Source organism: Sediminibacillus albus (assembly GCF_900101125.1).
In the GTDB taxonomy this organism is placed as follows: Bacteria; Bacillota; Bacilli; order Bacillales; family Amphibacillaceae; genus Sediminibacillus; species Sediminibacillus albus.
The window spans coordinates 1-15,127 of sequence record NZ_FNFL01000009.1; the positions used below are offsets into that span (position 1 = coordinate 1).

The 15,127-nt window shown below is 39.6% G+C and carries 16 protein-coding genes, 1 rRNA gene and 2 pseudogenes; 5 read left to right on the top strand and 14 right to left on the bottom strand.

Annotation, left to right across the window (positions count from 1 at the left end):
* The 3 genes from BLR93_RS16865 to BLR93_RS16875 form a co-directional block, all read right to left on the bottom strand.
* Positions 1-271: ribosomal RNA gene (locus tag BLR93_RS16865) — 16S ribosomal RNA — on the bottom strand; the annotation flags it as partial.
* Positions 272-613: 342 nt separating this feature from the next.
* Complete coding sequence (pgmB, locus tag BLR93_RS16870) at positions 614-1,270, bottom strand: beta-phosphoglucomutase (RefSeq protein WP_093217189.1); 657 nt, start codon at positions 1,268-1,270, stop codon at positions 614-616.
* A gap of 77 nt (positions 1,271-1,347) precedes the next feature.
* Positions 1,348-1,554 carry a hypothetical protein gene (locus BLR93_RS16875; protein WP_093217191.1) on the bottom strand — a complete coding sequence of 69 codons (207 nt, stop codon included), beginning with the start codon at positions 1,552-1,554 and terminating at the stop codon, positions 1,348-1,350.
* Between the two features lie 229 nt (positions 1,555-1,783).
* Between BLR93_RS16875 and pdaB the strand changes: the two genes are divergently transcribed.
* Positions 1,784-2,545, top strand: coding sequence for a polysaccharide deacetylase family sporulation protein PdaB (pdaB, locus tag BLR93_RS16880; protein ID WP_093217194.1), 762 nt, complete (start codon positions 1,784-1,786; stop codon positions 2,543-2,545).
* 19 nt (positions 2,546-2,564) lie between these two features.
* Here pdaB and BLR93_RS16885 read toward each other — a convergent pair whose 3' ends face one another.
* Positions 2,565-3,233, bottom strand: coding sequence for a KinB-signaling pathway activation protein (locus BLR93_RS16885; RefSeq protein ID WP_093217196.1), 669 nt, complete (start codon positions 3,231-3,233; stop codon positions 2,565-2,567).
* A 141-nt stretch (positions 3,234-3,374) separates the two neighbouring features.
* On the opposite strand from BLR93_RS16885, the gene gerD reads away from it, so the two are divergent.
* Positions 3,375-4,049 carry a spore germination lipoprotein GerD gene (gerD, locus tag BLR93_RS18425; protein ID WP_093217199.1) on the top strand — a complete coding sequence of 225 codons (675 nt, stop codon included), beginning with the start codon at positions 3,375-3,377 and terminating at the stop codon, positions 4,047-4,049.
* 316 nt (positions 4,050-4,365) lie between these two features.
* Here gerD and BLR93_RS16895 read toward each other — a convergent pair whose 3' ends face one another.
* Both BLR93_RS16895 and cwlD read right to left on the bottom strand, forming a co-directional pair.
* Positions 4,366-5,421, bottom strand: a complete 1,056-nt coding sequence (locus BLR93_RS16895; protein WP_093217202.1) for an Mrp/NBP35 family ATP-binding protein — start codon at positions 5,419-5,421, stop codon at positions 4,366-4,368.
* A gap of 108 nt (positions 5,422-5,529) precedes the next feature.
* Positions 5,530-6,243: an N-acetylmuramoyl-L-alanine amidase CwlD gene (gene cwlD, locus BLR93_RS16900; RefSeq protein ID WP_093217204.1), complete on the bottom strand. Its 714-nt coding sequence runs from the start codon at positions 6,241-6,243 to the stop codon at positions 5,530-5,532.
* An 899-nt stretch (positions 6,244-7,142) separates the two neighbouring features.
* On the opposite strand from cwlD, the gene BLR93_RS16910 reads away from it, so the two are divergent.
* The gene (locus BLR93_RS16910; protein WP_093217210.1) at positions 7,143-7,511 is read left to right on the top strand and encodes a hypothetical protein; all 369 of its coding nucleotides are present in this window, start codon (positions 7,143-7,145) and stop codon (positions 7,509-7,511) included.
* Between the two features lie 73 nt (positions 7,512-7,584).
* Here the strand turns inward: BLR93_RS16910 and BLR93_RS16915 are convergent.
* A pseudogene (locus tag BLR93_RS16915) lies at positions 7,585-7,871 on the bottom strand (hypothetical protein); the annotation flags it as partial.
* A gap of 64 nt (positions 7,872-7,935) precedes the next feature.
* A pseudogene (gene rpsI / locus BLR93_RS16920) lies at positions 7,936-8,001 on the bottom strand (30S ribosomal protein S9); the annotation flags it as partial.
* A gap of 126 nt (positions 8,002-8,127) precedes the next feature.
* Between rpsI (BLR93_RS16920) and BLR93_RS16925 the strand changes: the two are divergent.
* Positions 8,128-8,589: a hypothetical protein gene (locus BLR93_RS16925; RefSeq protein ID WP_093217212.1), complete on the top strand. Its 462-nt coding sequence runs from the start codon at positions 8,128-8,130 to the stop codon at positions 8,587-8,589.
* 1,614 nt (positions 8,590-10,203) lie between these two features.
* Complete coding sequence (locus BLR93_RS16940; protein WP_245690189.1) at positions 10,204-10,599, top strand: tyrosine-type recombinase/integrase; 396 nt, start codon at positions 10,204-10,206, stop codon at positions 10,597-10,599.
* Between the two features lie 96 nt (positions 10,600-10,695).
* On the opposite strand, the gene rpsI (BLR93_RS16945) is transcribed toward BLR93_RS16940, so the two are convergent.
* From rpsI (BLR93_RS16945) to BLR93_RS16970, 6 genes are all read right to left on the bottom strand, one after another.
* Entirely contained in the window at positions 10,696-11,088 is a 393-nt protein-coding gene (rpsI, locus tag BLR93_RS16945) for a 30S ribosomal protein S9 (RefSeq protein WP_093217220.1), read from the bottom strand.
* A gap of 18 nt (positions 11,089-11,106) precedes the next feature.
* The gene (rplM, locus tag BLR93_RS16950; protein ID WP_026569074.1) at positions 11,107-11,544 is read right to left on the bottom strand and encodes a 50S ribosomal protein L13; all 438 of its coding nucleotides are present in this window, start codon (positions 11,542-11,544) and stop codon (positions 11,107-11,109) included.
* A 311-nt stretch (positions 11,545-11,855) separates the two neighbouring features.
* The gene (gene truA, locus BLR93_RS16955) at positions 11,856-12,596 is read right to left on the bottom strand and encodes a tRNA pseudouridine(38-40) synthase TruA (RefSeq protein ID WP_093217222.1); all 741 of its coding nucleotides are present in this window, start codon (positions 12,594-12,596) and stop codon (positions 11,856-11,858) included.
* 20 nt (positions 12,597-12,616) lie between these two features.
* Complete coding sequence (locus BLR93_RS16960) at positions 12,617-13,414, bottom strand: energy-coupling factor transporter transmembrane component T family protein (RefSeq protein WP_093217225.1); 798 nt, start codon at positions 13,412-13,414, stop codon at positions 12,617-12,619.
* The gene (locus BLR93_RS16965; RefSeq protein ID WP_093217228.1) at positions 13,407-14,276 is read right to left on the bottom strand and encodes an energy-coupling factor ABC transporter ATP-binding protein; all 870 of its coding nucleotides are present in this window, start codon (positions 14,274-14,276) and stop codon (positions 13,407-13,409) included. Before BLR93_RS16965 ends, BLR93_RS16960 begins: the two co-directional genes overlap by 8 nt.
* Complete coding sequence (locus tag BLR93_RS16970) at positions 14,252-15,091, bottom strand: energy-coupling factor ABC transporter ATP-binding protein (RefSeq protein ID WP_093217230.1); 840 nt, start codon at positions 15,089-15,091, stop codon at positions 14,252-14,254. Before BLR93_RS16970 ends, BLR93_RS16965 begins: the two co-directional genes overlap by 25 nt.
* Positions 15,092-15,127: the final 36 nt, after the last annotated feature.

Here is a 15,127-nt window from a genome sequence, read left to right on the forward strand (position 1 = left end):
CTAATGCGCCGCGGGCCCATCTGTAAGTGACAGCTCCGAAAAGCCGCCTTTCAACTTCTCTTCATGCGAAGAAAAGTATTACCCGGTATTAGCCCCGGTTTCCCGGGGTTATCCCAGTCTTACAGGCAGGTTGCCCACGTGTTACTCACCCGTCCGCCGCTCGTTCCACAGCTTTCACCCCGAAGGGATCCGGCTGCTTCACGCGCTCGACTTGCATGTATTAGGCACGCCGCCAGCGTTCGTCCTGAGCCAAGATCAAACTCTCCATAAAATATGAGCTTGCTTGCTCGTTCAAAAAACTAGCTTGTTTCTTACTTGACATACTGGTTGTTTTGTTCAGTTTTCAAAGATCAAATTTTGCGGGCCGCCGTTTTTGGCGACGAAATATACTATATCATGGTTGCATGTAAGTGTCAACGGTTTTTCAATAAAAATGTAACCAAAGTTGAACGAATCATTCAGCAATAATTACGGCGCCAACTTGCAACAAAAAATAATATAACATATCCATAATCCATTATCAATAGAAATTATTAAAAACTTCTGGCGGATATCCACAGTCAAATTTCAGCTTAGTTTCACTGACCATATATCCCCAGAAGTCTGTCTCTAATCAATCATATTTTTGTTTAAGCAGGCTTAAGCTTAACAGGCTGCTATCTTCAATAATCCAGTCAGCCCTGGATAATGTCTCCCGGTCTCCAATTCCTACCGCGAACATGCCAGCCGACTTAATAGCGGCCACACCCGAGCGGGCATCCTCAATCCCTATACAGTTATCCGGATTTGCCCCCAATTGTTCTGCTGCAGTCAAAAACACCTCTGGATCAGGTTTTCCCCGTTTTACTTCAGCTGCATCTACTACTGTATCTAATAAGTCTGTAATTTCGAGCTTCTGAATAACTGTTTGGGCATTCTTACTAGCCGAAGCCAGGCCTGTTTTTATGCCTGCTTGCTTTACTTCCTTCATAAAGGCTTCTACTCCCGGAAGCAAATCGTCCGGGCTGATTTTCCTAATCAATGTCTGGTAATGCTCATTCTTCTTAGCAGCCAGTTGTTCTTTTTCTTTCTCCGTATAACTCTTGCTGCCCTGCTCAAGAATCAAATTTAAAGAATCTATTCTGCTCAACCCTTTTAATTGTTCATTAAAAGCACGGTCAAAAGGAATGTGAAGTTCATCGGCCAATGTTTTCCATGCTAGGAAATGGTATTCAGCAGTATCAGTGATTACTCCATCAAGATCATAAATAATCGCTTCTATCTTAGCCATAAACCATCCTCCATCCAGATTATATGCTGTAAACCGAATATAACATATTAACAGAATGGTTACTAACAATCCATTAGTCACTTAGGTATGTACTTTATGCACTCCTTTTCTTCCGCTACTCTGCGAAATAGCTGAAAGAGAATCCGGTACCGTTCTTTGATTGCTCTTCTTACCCGATGATCTATCCGCTTATCTTGAAGATCCATAAGCATTTCTTCCAATTCTCTCTTAATAAGATATTCTATCTCCTTTTGTTCCATATCATTGACTATAAACCCAAGCATCTTATCACCTCTTAATGGATTCTCCTTATTTTCACTTTACCAGGTTGAATCATTTATTATTTTTTCCATTTCTCTGCGTTTTATAAAGACAGCGGTAAATAAAATGTAAGCTCGCTGTAAATGTGAATAATAATAAAATTTTGAATCCTGCAAAGACAATCCTTCCCCACAAGCTCATTAACAGGGAGTTTCCATCATAAAATAGAGCAAGTCCAAAAGGAGGGGAGAAATGGAACATTTTTATGTACTGAAATGGAATCGATGGAAAAGGTGGGCGTTCATCATGATAGCTGCGCTATTTTCTGCTTTTATCTTATGGATAGATAGCGAAAGTACATTATCGGTATTCTCAAGCAAAGAAAGTCCCGCCGCCTTAAGCAAAGGTAACGACCAGGATCCTGACATCGCCTTAACCTTTAACATTAGCTGGGGAAATGAAAAAGTGGAACCAATCCTTGAACAATTGAAAAAACACAAGGCAAAAGCAACTTTCTTTTTAAGCGGGGAATGGGCCGAACGGCATCCGGAAATTGTGGATAAGATTGCAGAAGATGAACATGAAATCGGAATGCTCGGTTATCGTTATAAAAGTTATTTAAGCCAGGAGAAGGAACAAGTAAGGAAAGACTTGACCTACGCCAAGGAGGTTTTTCGGAAGCTCGGTTACCCGGAAACCAAGTTACTTCGTACACCAAGCGGCCACTTTAATAAGGAGATATTGGCCATGGCCGAAGAACTTGGGTTTAAAGTCATCCAGTGGAATGTAAATCCTCAGGATTGGAAAAATCCGGGTGAACAAAACATCATCGATAATATTCTTAAAAATACTGCCAACGGGGACATTATCCTACTGCATGCTTCTGATTCTGTGAAGCAGACGCCCAGCGCTCTTGAAACTGTTTTGCCCGGTCTTAAAAACAAGGGGTTTCATTACGTAACAATCTCCGAGTTGATTGCCAGGACAGAAGCTGAATCAGAGGCAATTGAATAATGATTAAAAAGCAAGCGTCTTAATTTCTACGCTTGCTTTTTTTCTTTTTATTCTTTTTCGGTTTTGTTTCTGCTGTTAATGCTTTTCCTTGTGTTGCTTCTTTCTGGTTTGTTATTCGATGCAGCAGCAATAACTGATATGTATTACATGCTAATAACGGAATAATCATTAACCAGGCATAGTCGCTGCCAGTGGAACGAAGTCCAGGCACCCATTCAATTGAAGTGACTACAAACATAAAAAACAAAGCAGGTATGAATGCCCTGGAGTTTGTTTCCTTTGCTTTAATCCCAGCAATGATCAAGCTGTAACCTAATAAAACCACAGCTACCAGTATATAAATGAAAATGGCAACTTCTCCGTCCGCTGACTTGTATCTAAAATAAATTAAATCAAACAAAGTAAATAAAACCAAGACAACTTGAATAGGAGTCCAAAATCCCTTGAACATTCCCAAACCAAATTGATTAATCGTAAGGTATGCGAAAAAACCCATTTGGCTGATTAAGCTGAATACTAATCCAAGCGCCGTAAAAAATACCAATAACCCTAAAAGTTCAAATAAATCTATAGGCTTTAAAAATTCAGCATAAGAATTAGCCTTTACAAAAAAGCTGGTTAAAATTGTAGAAACCGCGCCGACTAACAGTGTAGTTAAAAACATATGTACCCAATTTCTGCTGCTCACTATATATCCTCCTAATTAACGAGTACCTTGTCCCTCTGGTATTTTACCATGAATCCTTAGTTTTTTCCTTACCCATACATATTTTTTCTGATCCTTACCATATTAAGATTAAGTAAGTGGAATAAAAGGAGTTGACCCTTTGTGTTTAGACTCATTCCAGCAATGATGATTTGTGCTTCTCTGCTTATGCTAAGCTCTTGCGGAGGCGGGGGCAATCCTACAAGTGGAGAAGAAGGCAATTACGACACCACCAAAAAAATGGTTACCGATATATTGAAAACCGATGAAGGAAAGAAAGCAATCACAGAGGTTCTCTCTGATGAAGAGATGCAAAAAACCTATGTGATTGAGGGTAACACCGTCAAAGACTCTGTCAATAAAGCATTAACTTCCGAAGAAGGAAAAAAATTCTGGACAAAGATGTTCGACGATCCCAAATTTGTCGAATCGTTCTCTAAGACCCTTCAAGATCAGCACAAAGACGTAATGAAGGGACTAATGAGCGATTCTGCATTCCAAAAGCAGATGATGGAATTATTTCAAAACCCGGAAATGACGGAGCAAATGGTGAGTGCATTAAAAAGTCAGCAATTCCGGGAACATTTAGAAAAGACGGTTCAAGAAACCATGGAATCCCCAATGTTCAAGGCGCAAATGAGTGACATCATCCTGAAAGCCGCTGAACAGATGAAACCAACCCAAGGCTCTCAAGGTCAAGGTGGTGGTTCTGGTCAAGGTGGCGGTCAAGGTGGTCAAGGCGGCCAGGGCGGTGGTGGAGGACAAGGTGAAGGCGGTGGACAAGGCGGTGGCGGATAAGCCAGTGCTACACTTCCCCTTCTTCCGAAACGCACCTTAAAAAGCAGATCCAATGTCTGCCCAGCTTGTAGAGAAGCCTCAGGGTTTTTCTGCAAGCTTTTTTATCTCTTTAAGGGAAGGGCTGACCGCTCATTTTCCGTGAAGGAACGCCCGCTTCTCCTTATAAAACCTTGCTTATCTGTCTCCTCCAGAATTATTTCTTCCATTAACCCTGATTTCATTTCTTTTTTTAATCGAAACAAAAAAAGGGCCATTCGAGAATTCCCGAACAGCCTGCAAGCAGACCTTTGTAACAGGCCTGCTATTTTTCAAATGATCATTCAAAAGTATCAATTACTTTCGCAGCAACTTTCCTGTATTCTTTTCCGTTAGGATGGTCCTCTTGATAAACCGAAGGAGCAAACACTCCATCTTCATCATAAGGCTGCTGTAACGGTAACTGGCCGATTACTTTCGTTTTTAGATATTCCGCAAGCTTCTTTCCGCCGCCTTTTCCAAAAACATATTCCTTTTCTCCAGTTACTTTACTTTCAAAATAGGCCATGTTTTCAACTATTCCAATAATTTCATGGTCTGTCTGTAAAGCCATCTGACCAGCTCTGGCAGCAACAAAGGCAGCTGTTGGATGTGGAGTTGTTACAATAATTTCTTTAGAAGACGGCAGCATGGAATGAACATCAAGTGCTACATCTCCTGTACCTGGCGGCAGATCAAGCAATAGGTAGTCAAGCTCGCCCCACTCAACTTCTTTAAAAAAGCTTGTAAGCATTTTTCCGAGCATAGGGCCGCGCCAAATAATCGGTGAGTTATCTTCCACAAAAAATCCCATAGAAACGAGTTTAACACCGAAGCGTTCAACAGGTATAATCTTCTCCCCACGAACGACAGGGCGCTCCTCCACTCCCATCATATCCGGAATACTAAACCCATATATGTCTGCGTCTATAATTCCAACTTTTTTTCCTAGTCTGGTTAAAGCTACAGCAAGGTTTACGGTCACTGTTGATTTCCCTACCCCGCCTTTACCGCTGGCAATGGCTACAAAGTTAGTTTTGGATCCTTCGCCTAAGAGCGAGTGTGCCTTATCCTGGTCTTCTGCAGGCTGATATTTTTCTATCACTTCCTCCGGCAGTTGGTCGAAGCGGAGCCCGACTGTATTTGCACCTGCTTTCTTTAGTACATTTACTATCTCCTGCTGCAATTGCATCTGTTCGCCTGTATTTGTTTTGGCAATCGCTATCTTGACGCTTACATGCTTCTTCTCTTCCTTAATGCGTACCTCTTCAATCGCGCCGGTTTTTTCAAAGGTGGTATGTAAAAACGGGTCCTCAATCGGATTTAATAATTCATAAACTTGCTCTTGTGTTAGCAAATGTGTCACCATCCTTTAATCGATGTGCTTGTCCCTTCACTGCTAGTATAACATATCTCACAGGGATTCTAAGTGATATGGATTATCGATTCGTATGGTGCTCTCCATTCAATCTTCTTTGCCTTCTGTTACATAGCGAAGGATTCCTTCATAAATACTGGCAGCCATTTTTTCCTGATAATTGTTGGATTTTAACAATTCCCGCTCATGCTCATTAGACAAAAAACCAATTTCCACCAAGGCCCCTGGTGATGAAGCATGCTTTAACAAATACATGCTATTAAGAGCAAGTGCTTCCCGATTGGTGTTTTCCAAATTTCGCTTAATCTCTGCCTGAATTAATTTGGCCAAGTTTTCATTTTCTTTTTTGGGTGGGAAATAAAATGTTTGGGCGCCGGACCATTGCTTAGACGGGAGGGCGTTCAAATGAATACTTACAAAGAAATCCGCTTCCTTATCCTTAATGAAGGCCAAACGGTTACGTATGTCTTCCGATTTCCTTCTTGATAACCCTTTTGTGCCTTCACTTGCGAGATCCTGGTCATTCTCTCTTGTCAAAAAGACTAATGCACCTGCCTGCTGCAAGTAGTTTTGCAGCTTTTTAGCGACAATCAGCGCGATTTCCTTTTCCTGCGTATCATCGCTTCCTTCTGCTCCTCCATCTGGTCCTCCATGTCCCGGATCCAGTACAATTACTTTTCCTGACAATGGCAGTGACCATGAATCCCAGGAATCTGTCGATTGTTGAATTGGATATTGAATTAATAAGACCAACAGAATAACACCGATCATCCAAATGGTCACTTTTACGTACTTTCTCATTGTCTTATCCCCCTAAAACGTTCGTCCTGTTGTTCAACTATATGGGACAAGGCTACGGTTTATGACAGTAATTTGACGTGAATACCGGCGGCATTACAGGAACGAGGCATTTATCGTCGATAACAAAAAAACCCCTGGCTTAATGCCAGAGGTTTCGGTTTGATAAATCCAATTAACGTTTTGAGAACTATACAATTAAATCTTGAGGATACCTAATCAATCGAAATCCTTTAGTATCAATGCTTGGAAGAATTGTATTTGGATAATAATGTATGTTTATTTCGTAATTAACGCCATCTACCATAGTATCAGATACTGAAGCGCTTACTCCCATGCCTCACGAGCTGGGGTTGACGAATATGTTGCGGCTTGATTATAAGTGATTTTGTATGCATTACCCTGTAAAGTTGTTCGACTTACCGTCTTTGTACCTGTTGCCTCTGACGTCGCCATCATAAGGTTGTTATCAAGATTATTACCACTTGTCTTATCTGCAGAACTTGTAGAAGATAATTCAATATTTACCTCTTTAGGGGGCCCCGTAACCGTGATATCACTGGCTATACTGCACATCCAGGTGATAAGAACCCCTATTACACCAAAATTGTGTAAGTTCCATTTCTATAATTTCGTAGACGGAAAATGTATTTTATAATTGGAGAAACTGTAAATGATTCGGTATAATTTCTTTATTGTTTAAATACAAGATACCTACCTATAATGGAGAGAGCATAGATATCCATTAATTGGCTAAATCTAAAAATATCTTACCAGAAGGCTCAGTAAATGTTTAATGACTTAAGGATGCTCTATCCCCCTGTAGATAGAATTTTTCACCTGTGAGGGCATATTTACATTATCTCCAATAGAGCCAAGTTCATATAGGAGGGTAATAAATCATGAAAAGATATATCGTTATAGGTGTCATTCTATTTGCTAGTGTATTTACCTTGCTAGCCATTAACTTTAATAGTGATGAAACAATATATATTAAAATGCAAGATACTGTTCAGGATCATACCGAAGACAATAGTTCCAATGAGAAGATGACTGAAGAGTGGGCTGCAGAGAAATTGTTTAGATACTTGGAGAAGCAAAATCATCCGTCCAACAATTTTGAGCTTCACTTAGAAGAAAAAGAACAAGAAAAAGACAGCTATGTTATGAAAGCATATAACGTAGTTGGCGAAGATGATTCTCAATTCAAAGAAAAAATAGGCTTGTACGCTGTAAGTAAAAGTACTGGTGAAATAACATCACTTAATTAAATGAGTCACTCATGTAGGAAAAGCTCTCATCTGAACTTGGAGCGACACAATCAAATAAGACTAAATAAAACACCTAGGCTGCCATGACTCTGAATTGTATAGGAGTCTGGCAGTTTAATTTTGAAAATGGTCGACAGTAATTATAATAATACATGTTTGATTCTACTTTTTCTCGTTCTGTAGAATTGGTAGTAACCCTCGTATAGCAGGGATGAATTCTTCGGAGTTTATGGAAGGATAGAAAGTTTCAATGACGGCATTATCAAAGCAGTCCCCTCGTCGGGTCATGCTTGTGATAATGCCTCTTTTTTTGGTTTCTTCTTGATATTCATAGGATGTGTACTGAGACTCCAAATTCGAACATGAAAAAACCCTCTCTGCTCGATAAGAGCAAAGAGGGTAAACCCTTGGTATATAAGGTTTATTAACGCTTCGAGAATTGCGGTGCACGACGAGCGCCTTTAAGACCGTATTTCTTACGTTCTTTCAAAGGCGGGTTTATTTTCCGTTATATGGTATTTGATAACCGCTTTAAATCACCGTTTTTTCCTTTTAGGGTTTCGTGGGATCTTATTGTAAACTAGAAAACTATTAGGAGGATGTTGTATTTGAGGGTGTGGAAAAACTTACCTTTGTATTCATGGCCACTGTGTTGTTCGTCGGAATAGTTGGAAGCTCAGTATCAGCTCAAGCTTTACCCTCTAAAACAAAGAATAGCAACTTAACACAAGAGCAACTAGAACTATTGCAAACTGTCTCTAATCAGCTAGAGAATTACACAGATTCAGAAGGAAACAAGCAAATTAAAATCGTCAATAAAAATGAATTGGCGCATAATCTTAAAAGCTTGGACACTTCACTTAACCTTGGTCAATTACGATCAAGCAACATTAAATTTAATCGTTATATGGCAGGCGGTGACACTGTAGTAAAAGAAACAGCTAATGACATTGCGCAAGAAATGAAAGACAATATGGATGAGCAAGAAGGTGTCGTATCTACAATGGGCTTCAGTTGTGGTGATGCCCTCACAGCAATAGGGTTAATTTACAGTGGTTCTTATACCGCGGCCGAATAACATCAGAAGGAGTTTGTGAGATATGACGATAATACCTAAGAATTTTCGATACTCTTACATTTTTCTTGTAATTTCGCTTATTCTTTTTTCAACCTCTTTTTTATCTTATGACAATGCCTTAATCATAACAATTTTATTTTTATCACTCGTTAACATTACTTGCTTTTCAAATGAGTACCTGGTAATTAAATATTATCAAAAAAACCAACAAAAAAATCCCAATAAAGGATATGCACTATTTGTTATGATTCAGGTGATATTTACTTTGTTGATATTCGGTGTGTTTAAGATCTTTTTTTAACTTAATCATGGAGAAAATCAACAATATCTATCCGCCCGTAAAACAGGCGGTTTTAGTTTCGCCTTATAAAGGCACTTTACCAACGAAGCCCCTAAAGGGGCTTCGAAATTGACCGTCAACCGTTTATCTTCCTACCTATTTTTTAAATTGATCGACGTAAATAGATATCGTCATGCTTACCTGCTAATTAAAGTGTCAATTTGCTATCATGTTGGGTATAAATATTGTTAAATTATCAAAAATAAGCATTCCAATTTATATGTTAATTGGAATGCTAAATGTTTGTTAATTTACTTTGACTCAGAATGGATACATGGCTTATACCATGTTTCGGCTACTTAACTAACCACTAATATTAGTAAAGTGAGAGCAAAATCACATCTTTTTTAATTCATCAATTATGATTCTCGGTCCGTTTTAAAAAAAATTGGTTACTAACCCATAGTATAGTTGAACAATAAATGAATATTAAAGCCATATCTAAATAACTATCTATAAATAACAAGGCGAGTAATAAAGAAAACACTACGCATATTAAGTAATTCACAGTTTTACCTACATTGAGTTTTTGTGTCAAAAAATCAACTGCAATTGTTAATACCGAACCTAAAATAAGGAATGCTATGATATATAAACCTGTAACAAGGAATATACTAAAACTTTGCTCGAATCTTATATACGTTAGCATTCCTATTGTTATGGTTAAAATTAAGAAAGCAACCAATAAAGAATTTATCCTATCTGTAATTTTCATCATGTATGTCACCTCTCGAATAAAATACAAATATGCGAAAAGGTATTCTAAACAGAAAGCTGCTTAAAATACAGGTTTAGCTTAATAATTTTTCTTTTAAGTAGTGGTAATATAATTTTTGCAATTTAGGATTCGAAAAGTCTTGATGCTTTTTTTAGCCATAACTAATCCCGCCATTCTGCCATTTTTATTATCTCTCCATGTCCATATATATGCAGCCTATACGTCATAAGAAAACTATTACTTATGATAAGAACAATTATTATGATGATACATTATAACATGTATTTACTCAGGTAAACTTTTTTGCCTTTCCGCTGAAAATCTCAATTAAATAATCAATAATTTGATTACAAAATTGTATTACATAATACTTAAAATACCTATTAGCCAGAACTACAACAATATACATTGCCCGGGTCACAGGGACATAGAGATGCTGTTGACCCTTAGCCTCCTCCTCTCTTATGCGACTCTTATATAATCAAACAACAGCTACTTATACAATTATCTCGATACCAGATTTGTCCCTCAGTTACTGGTTTCTCGTGAAACCTAGATGATAAAACTAGCGATTTTGAAAAAATGGCGTAGCAAGCAAATACAGCACTATTTGACGTTAGAACTTGCTGCTCCTTTTCAATCTGATGAAAGACAGCCAGTCTTTACGGTTTATAATCAATTAAAACATGAAATGGATTATTGTCGACTGGCTTACTTAAATGAAAAACTCCAGCAGATTTATTTAAAGAACCCAGAGCTGCCACAAATAAATGTTCACGCATTCCGGCATACACATGCCAGTTTTTTGTTTGCAGCCGGAGCTTCAATCAAAGATGTACAAGTCCGCCTCGGCCATTCCGATATTCAAACCACGATGGATATTTATACTCATGTGACCGATGAAGCGAAGGAGAAAACAGCCGATATGTTCCAGAGGTACATGAAATTTTAACTTGGGGTATTCAAGGGGTATTCCAAATTTGGACATGAAAAAACCCTCTCTGCTCGATAAGAGCAAAGAGGGTAAACCCTTGGTATATAAGGTTTATTAACGCTTCGAGAATTGTGGTGCACGACGAGCGCCTTTAAGACCGTATTTCTTACGTTCTTTCATGCGGGAGTCGCGAGTAAGGTACCCTTCTCTTTTAAGCGCAGAACGGTATTCTGGATCTGCTTCTAGTAGAGCACGGGCAACACCGTGGCGGATTGCTCCAGCTTGGCCAGTGAATCCTCCACCATCAACATTTACTAGTACATCATAGCTTCCTTCTGTTTCAGTAATAGCCAAAGGCTGCTTGATGATAGTACGCAATGTTTCATATGGGAAATAGCTTTCGGCGTCACGATTATTTACAACGATACGTCCAGTACCTGGTACTAAGCGTACGCGTGCAGTTGAACTTTTACGGCGTCCGGTGCCGTAGTATTGTACTTGTGCCACTGTTTTTACCTCCTTTAATTATCCGCGAAGCTGGTATGCTTCTGGTTTTTGTGCTTGATGGTTATGATCCGGTCCTCTAAACACGTGCAATTTCTTACCCATTTTACGGCCAAGGCTGCCTTTAGGAAGCATTCCTTTAACAGTAAGTTCAAGCATTTGCTCTGGGTATTTTGTACGCATTTCATTCGCATTCCGCTGCTTTAAACCACCTGGGTGATTAGAATGACGGTAGTACATCTTATCATTAAGCTTGTTACCTGTAAGTTCAATCTTCTCAGCGTTTACGATGATTACATGATCACCTGTATCAGCATGCGGTGTGTATGTTGGTTTATGCTTACCGCGAAGAATCGCAGCAACTTCACTTGCCAAACGACCTAGCGTTTGTCCTTCAGCATCCACAACAAGCCACTTGCGTTCAATATTATTTTCATTCGCCATGAAAGTTGTGCGCATGATCCGTTACCTCCTGAATTTCAATATTCCATAATCAATTTTATCTAGCGTCGCTACCCAACTCTATTAGAGAAAAATCACTGTAGGCAGGTAATACACCCGCTTGTCAGTTAATTATTCAAACCAAAAGCGATTGGGCAGATTTGCGTATTTCCATCTATTCTACACGAATTAACTTTCCGGGGCTAATCGTGGTATAGAAATAAAATGCCATTAATCATACTATAACAATATAAGGATATTGTCAAGAAAATGTTACACGGGGATGCGTTGCTTTACTAATTTTTTTTCGGAATTTTCTTTTGGTTATCTCAGTAGTCAACATTCCATAAGAACAATCCTTGTGGTGGCGCGGTTTCTCCTGCTTCTCCACGATTTTCTGCACGAATAATGCCAGGGATATCTCTGGCACTTCTTTTGCCTTTTCCAATTTCCAGCAAAGTGCCCACTAATATTCTCACCATATTATATAAGAAGCCATTTCCCTTAAAACAGAAAACGAGCATATCCTCTTTTTTATAACAGGATGCCTCATATATTGTCCTAATTTTATCTCCCTTTAAATCCGTTTTCGCAGAACAAAAAGAGGAGAAGTCATGCTTTCCCTCGAGTAGTTTACAGGCTGACTGAATGGCCCCCACATCTATATTTCCGGCATGCTGCCAGCTGAAATGGCGTTGAAAAACATCTCTGTCTTCTGTATTCAATACAAAGTAGCGATATTCTTTTTCTTTTACATCGTACCTAGAGTGAAAATCGTCAGACACCTTTTCCGCTTTTTTCACTTGTACATCTTTCGGCAAGAGAGCATTAATTGCTTTTTTCCAATTAGCTTCCGGCATAGCGATATTCGAATCAAAGTGAATCACCTGTCCCTTCGCATGTACGCCTGCGTCTGTCCGGCCGGATGCAACGATCCTTATATGCTTACCTTTGTGGATTTTCTCAAGCACCGTTTCTATTTCTTCCTGAACAGTCCGGCCATTCGGCTGAATTTGATACCCGGAAAAATGGGTGCCGTCGTAGCTGATTATACATTTTAACCTTTGCAATTTATCACAGACCTACTTTCTTATGCGCGGGTGAATAACAAGCCGACGATTAGTAATGCAAACACTCCAAATACAAGAATATCTCTTTGTTGGATTTTTAATTCGCGCAGCTTCGTCCGTCCTTCTCCGCCTTGATATCCTCTTGCTTCCATTGCCATTGCCAGTTCTTCAGCTCTTTTAAAGGCACTGACAAATAAAGGGACTAACAGCGGTACAACCGCCTGAATTCGCTCTTTTACTCTTCCGGTTTTAAAATCTACACCCCTGGAAGCTTGGGCTTTGGAAATCTTCTCTGTTTCTTGCAGCAAGGTTGGAATAAATCTTAAGGAAATAGACATCATCAATGCTAATTCATGAACAGGGAATCTTATCTTTTTCAAGGGCTGCAATAAACTTTCAATCGCATCCGTGATTTCTATCGGGGTCGTGGTCAACGTTAGTAAAGATGTAACCATGATTAAGAGAAAAAAACGCAAGGAAATTGCAGCCCCTTGCATCACTCCTCCTGCGTATACAGGGTAAGTAAAAATCCGGAAGAGAATATCTCCTTCTTTTGTCACAATAAGATGTAGAAGAAAAGTAAAAATGATTAAAAACCATACAGGTGTTAATCCTTTAATAATATAGGAAAATTTAATCCGGGTAAACAAGGCGCACGCCAGAGAAAATACAGCCAGCAGGGCATAACTCCAAAAAGAATTTGCAAAGAAAACGATAATGACAAACAAGAAAATAACCACCATTTTCGTTCGTGGGTCTAACCGATGAACAATTGATTCACCTGGAACATACTGTCCGATAATGAATGCATTATTCATGGATATCACCCCTGGTGATTCTTCCCAATTCCTCAGCTAATTCTGGTATCGTTTGCCCATGATAGTTCAAATCTGTCGGGAACATTTCTCTAACCTTAAAGATGAACTGGATAATTTCAGGAACGTCTAGATCAACTCTTTTTAATTCCTCTTTCTTTACAAAGACTTCTTGCGGACTGCCCTCCATATACTTCCTGCCGTGGTCCATTATCATCACATGATCAGCATATACGAGAGCATCCTCCATACTGTGAGTAACCAATATAGTGGTCAATCCTTCTTGTTTATGCAGCCTTTTGAACATTTCCATCATATCTTTTTGGCCTCGCGGGTCTAGCCCGGCAGTCGGTTCGTCCAATATAAGAACCTCCGGCTGGACTGCAAGAACACCGGCAATCGCCACTCTTCTCATTTGGCCACCGCTCAACTCGAACGGAGACCTCTCCAACATTCCCTCTGGCAATTGCACCGCTTTTAGTGCTTCTGCCGTACGCTTCTCTATTTCCTGTTGCTCTACACCAAAATTCAAAGGACCAAAGGCAATGTCTTTGGCAACTGTTTCTTCAAATAACTGATGCTCTGGATATTGAAAAACAATCCCAACCTTACTGCGAAGTTCTTTTAAATCTTTTAACTTTTTCTCTGCTGTTAGACGGTAGGAACCTATCGCGACTTCCCCAGCTGTGGGCTGCAGTAAACCGTTGAGATGCTGGATCAACGTCGATTTTCCAGAACCTGTATGCCCTACTATTGCCACAAAGGATCCGGAAGGTATATTAAAGCTCATATCCTCAATCGCCTTATGTTCGAATGGGGTGTTTAACTGATACGTATAGCTTACATTTTTGAATGATATGTCCATAATTCCTCCAGAAGCTCTTCATGGCTTAATGGTTCATTTTTCAAAGGCATGCCCTGTTGCGACAGATGGCCAGCCAGCTTAGCTATAAAGGGTATATCCAGACCGATTTCCAGTAGTTCTTTTTTTCTGGAAAACACTTGCCTTGGAGATGCTTCCAGCCAAACCTTCCCTTTATTCATCACAATCACCCGATCGACAAGGGTCACTTCATTTAAATCATGTGTAATCGTTATTAAAGATAATGGATGTTTTTTCTTTACCGACCGAATAGTATCCATAATTTCCTTTCGGCCATTTGGATCCAACATAGCGGTAGCCTCATCCAAAATAATCGCTTGTGGCGATATGGCCAGAACTCCCGCGATTGCCACCCGCTGTTTCTGGCCGCCGGAAAGTCGGTGCGGTTCTCGCAATTCATAGTCCTGCATCCCTACAGCCGACAAACTATCTTCCAATCGTTTGAGCATTTCCTGGCGAGGGACTCCTCGGTTTTCCATTCCGAAAGCAACATCATCTTGAACAGTAGTACCGACAAACTGGTTGTCCGGATTTTGAAAAACCATGCCGATTTTTTTACGGATTTCCCAAATAGTGTCCTCATTTACTTCCATGCCATCAATCAAAATAGTACCTTTTTGAGGAGACAGCAGACCATTCATCAGCTTCGCAATAGTAGATTTTCCTGATCCATTATGGCCGATAATAGCAATCCACTCGTCAGACTTAATTTGAAAACTAACATTCTCCAGCACCCACGGCATGTTTTCACCATAACGGAAAGATACATTTTTGAATTCAATAAAGTTATACCCCATTATGGGCCTCCTTACTACCGCGGTAAATATTTCCCC

What these genes read in the sequence shown, in the direction of transcription:
- pgmB (WP_093217189.1), bottom strand. Translation starts at nt 1,270, where the DNA reads ATGGCTAAGATAGAAGCGATTATTTATGATCTTGATGGAGTAATCACT.
- BLR93_RS16875 (WP_093217191.1), bottom strand. Translation starts at nt 1,554, where the DNA reads ATGCTTGGGTTTATAGTCAATGATATGGAACAAAAGGAGATAGAATAT.
- pdaB (WP_093217194.1), top strand. Translation starts at nt 1,784, where the DNA reads ATGGAACATTTTTATGTACTGAAATGGAATCGATGGAAAAGGTGGGCG.
- cwlD (WP_093217204.1), bottom strand. Translation starts at nt 6,243, where the DNA reads ATGAGAAAGTACGTAAAAGTGACCATTTGGATGATCGGTGTTATTCTG.
- BLR93_RS16910 (WP_093217210.1), top strand. Translation starts at nt 7,143, where the DNA reads ATGAAAAGATATATCGTTATAGGTGTCATTCTATTTGCTAGTGTATTT.
- BLR93_RS16940 (WP_245690189.1), top strand. Translation starts at nt 10,204, where the DNA reads ATGATAAAACTAGCGATTTTGAAAAAATGGCGTAGCAAGCAAATACAG.
- rplM (WP_026569074.1), bottom strand. Translation starts at nt 11,544, where the DNA reads ATGCGCACAACTTTCATGGCGAATGAAAATAATATTGAACGCAAGTGG.
- BLR93_RS16960 (WP_093217225.1), bottom strand. Translation starts at nt 13,414, where the DNA reads ATGAATAATGCATTCATTATCGGACAGTATGTTCCAGGTGAATCAATT.
- BLR93_RS16965 (WP_093217228.1), bottom strand. Translation starts at nt 14,276, where the DNA reads ATGGACATATCATTCAAAAATGTAAGCTATACGTATCAGTTAAACACC.
- BLR93_RS16970 (WP_093217230.1), bottom strand. Translation starts at nt 15,091, where the DNA reads ATGGGGTATAACTTTATTGAATTCAAAAATGTATCTTTCCGTTATGGT.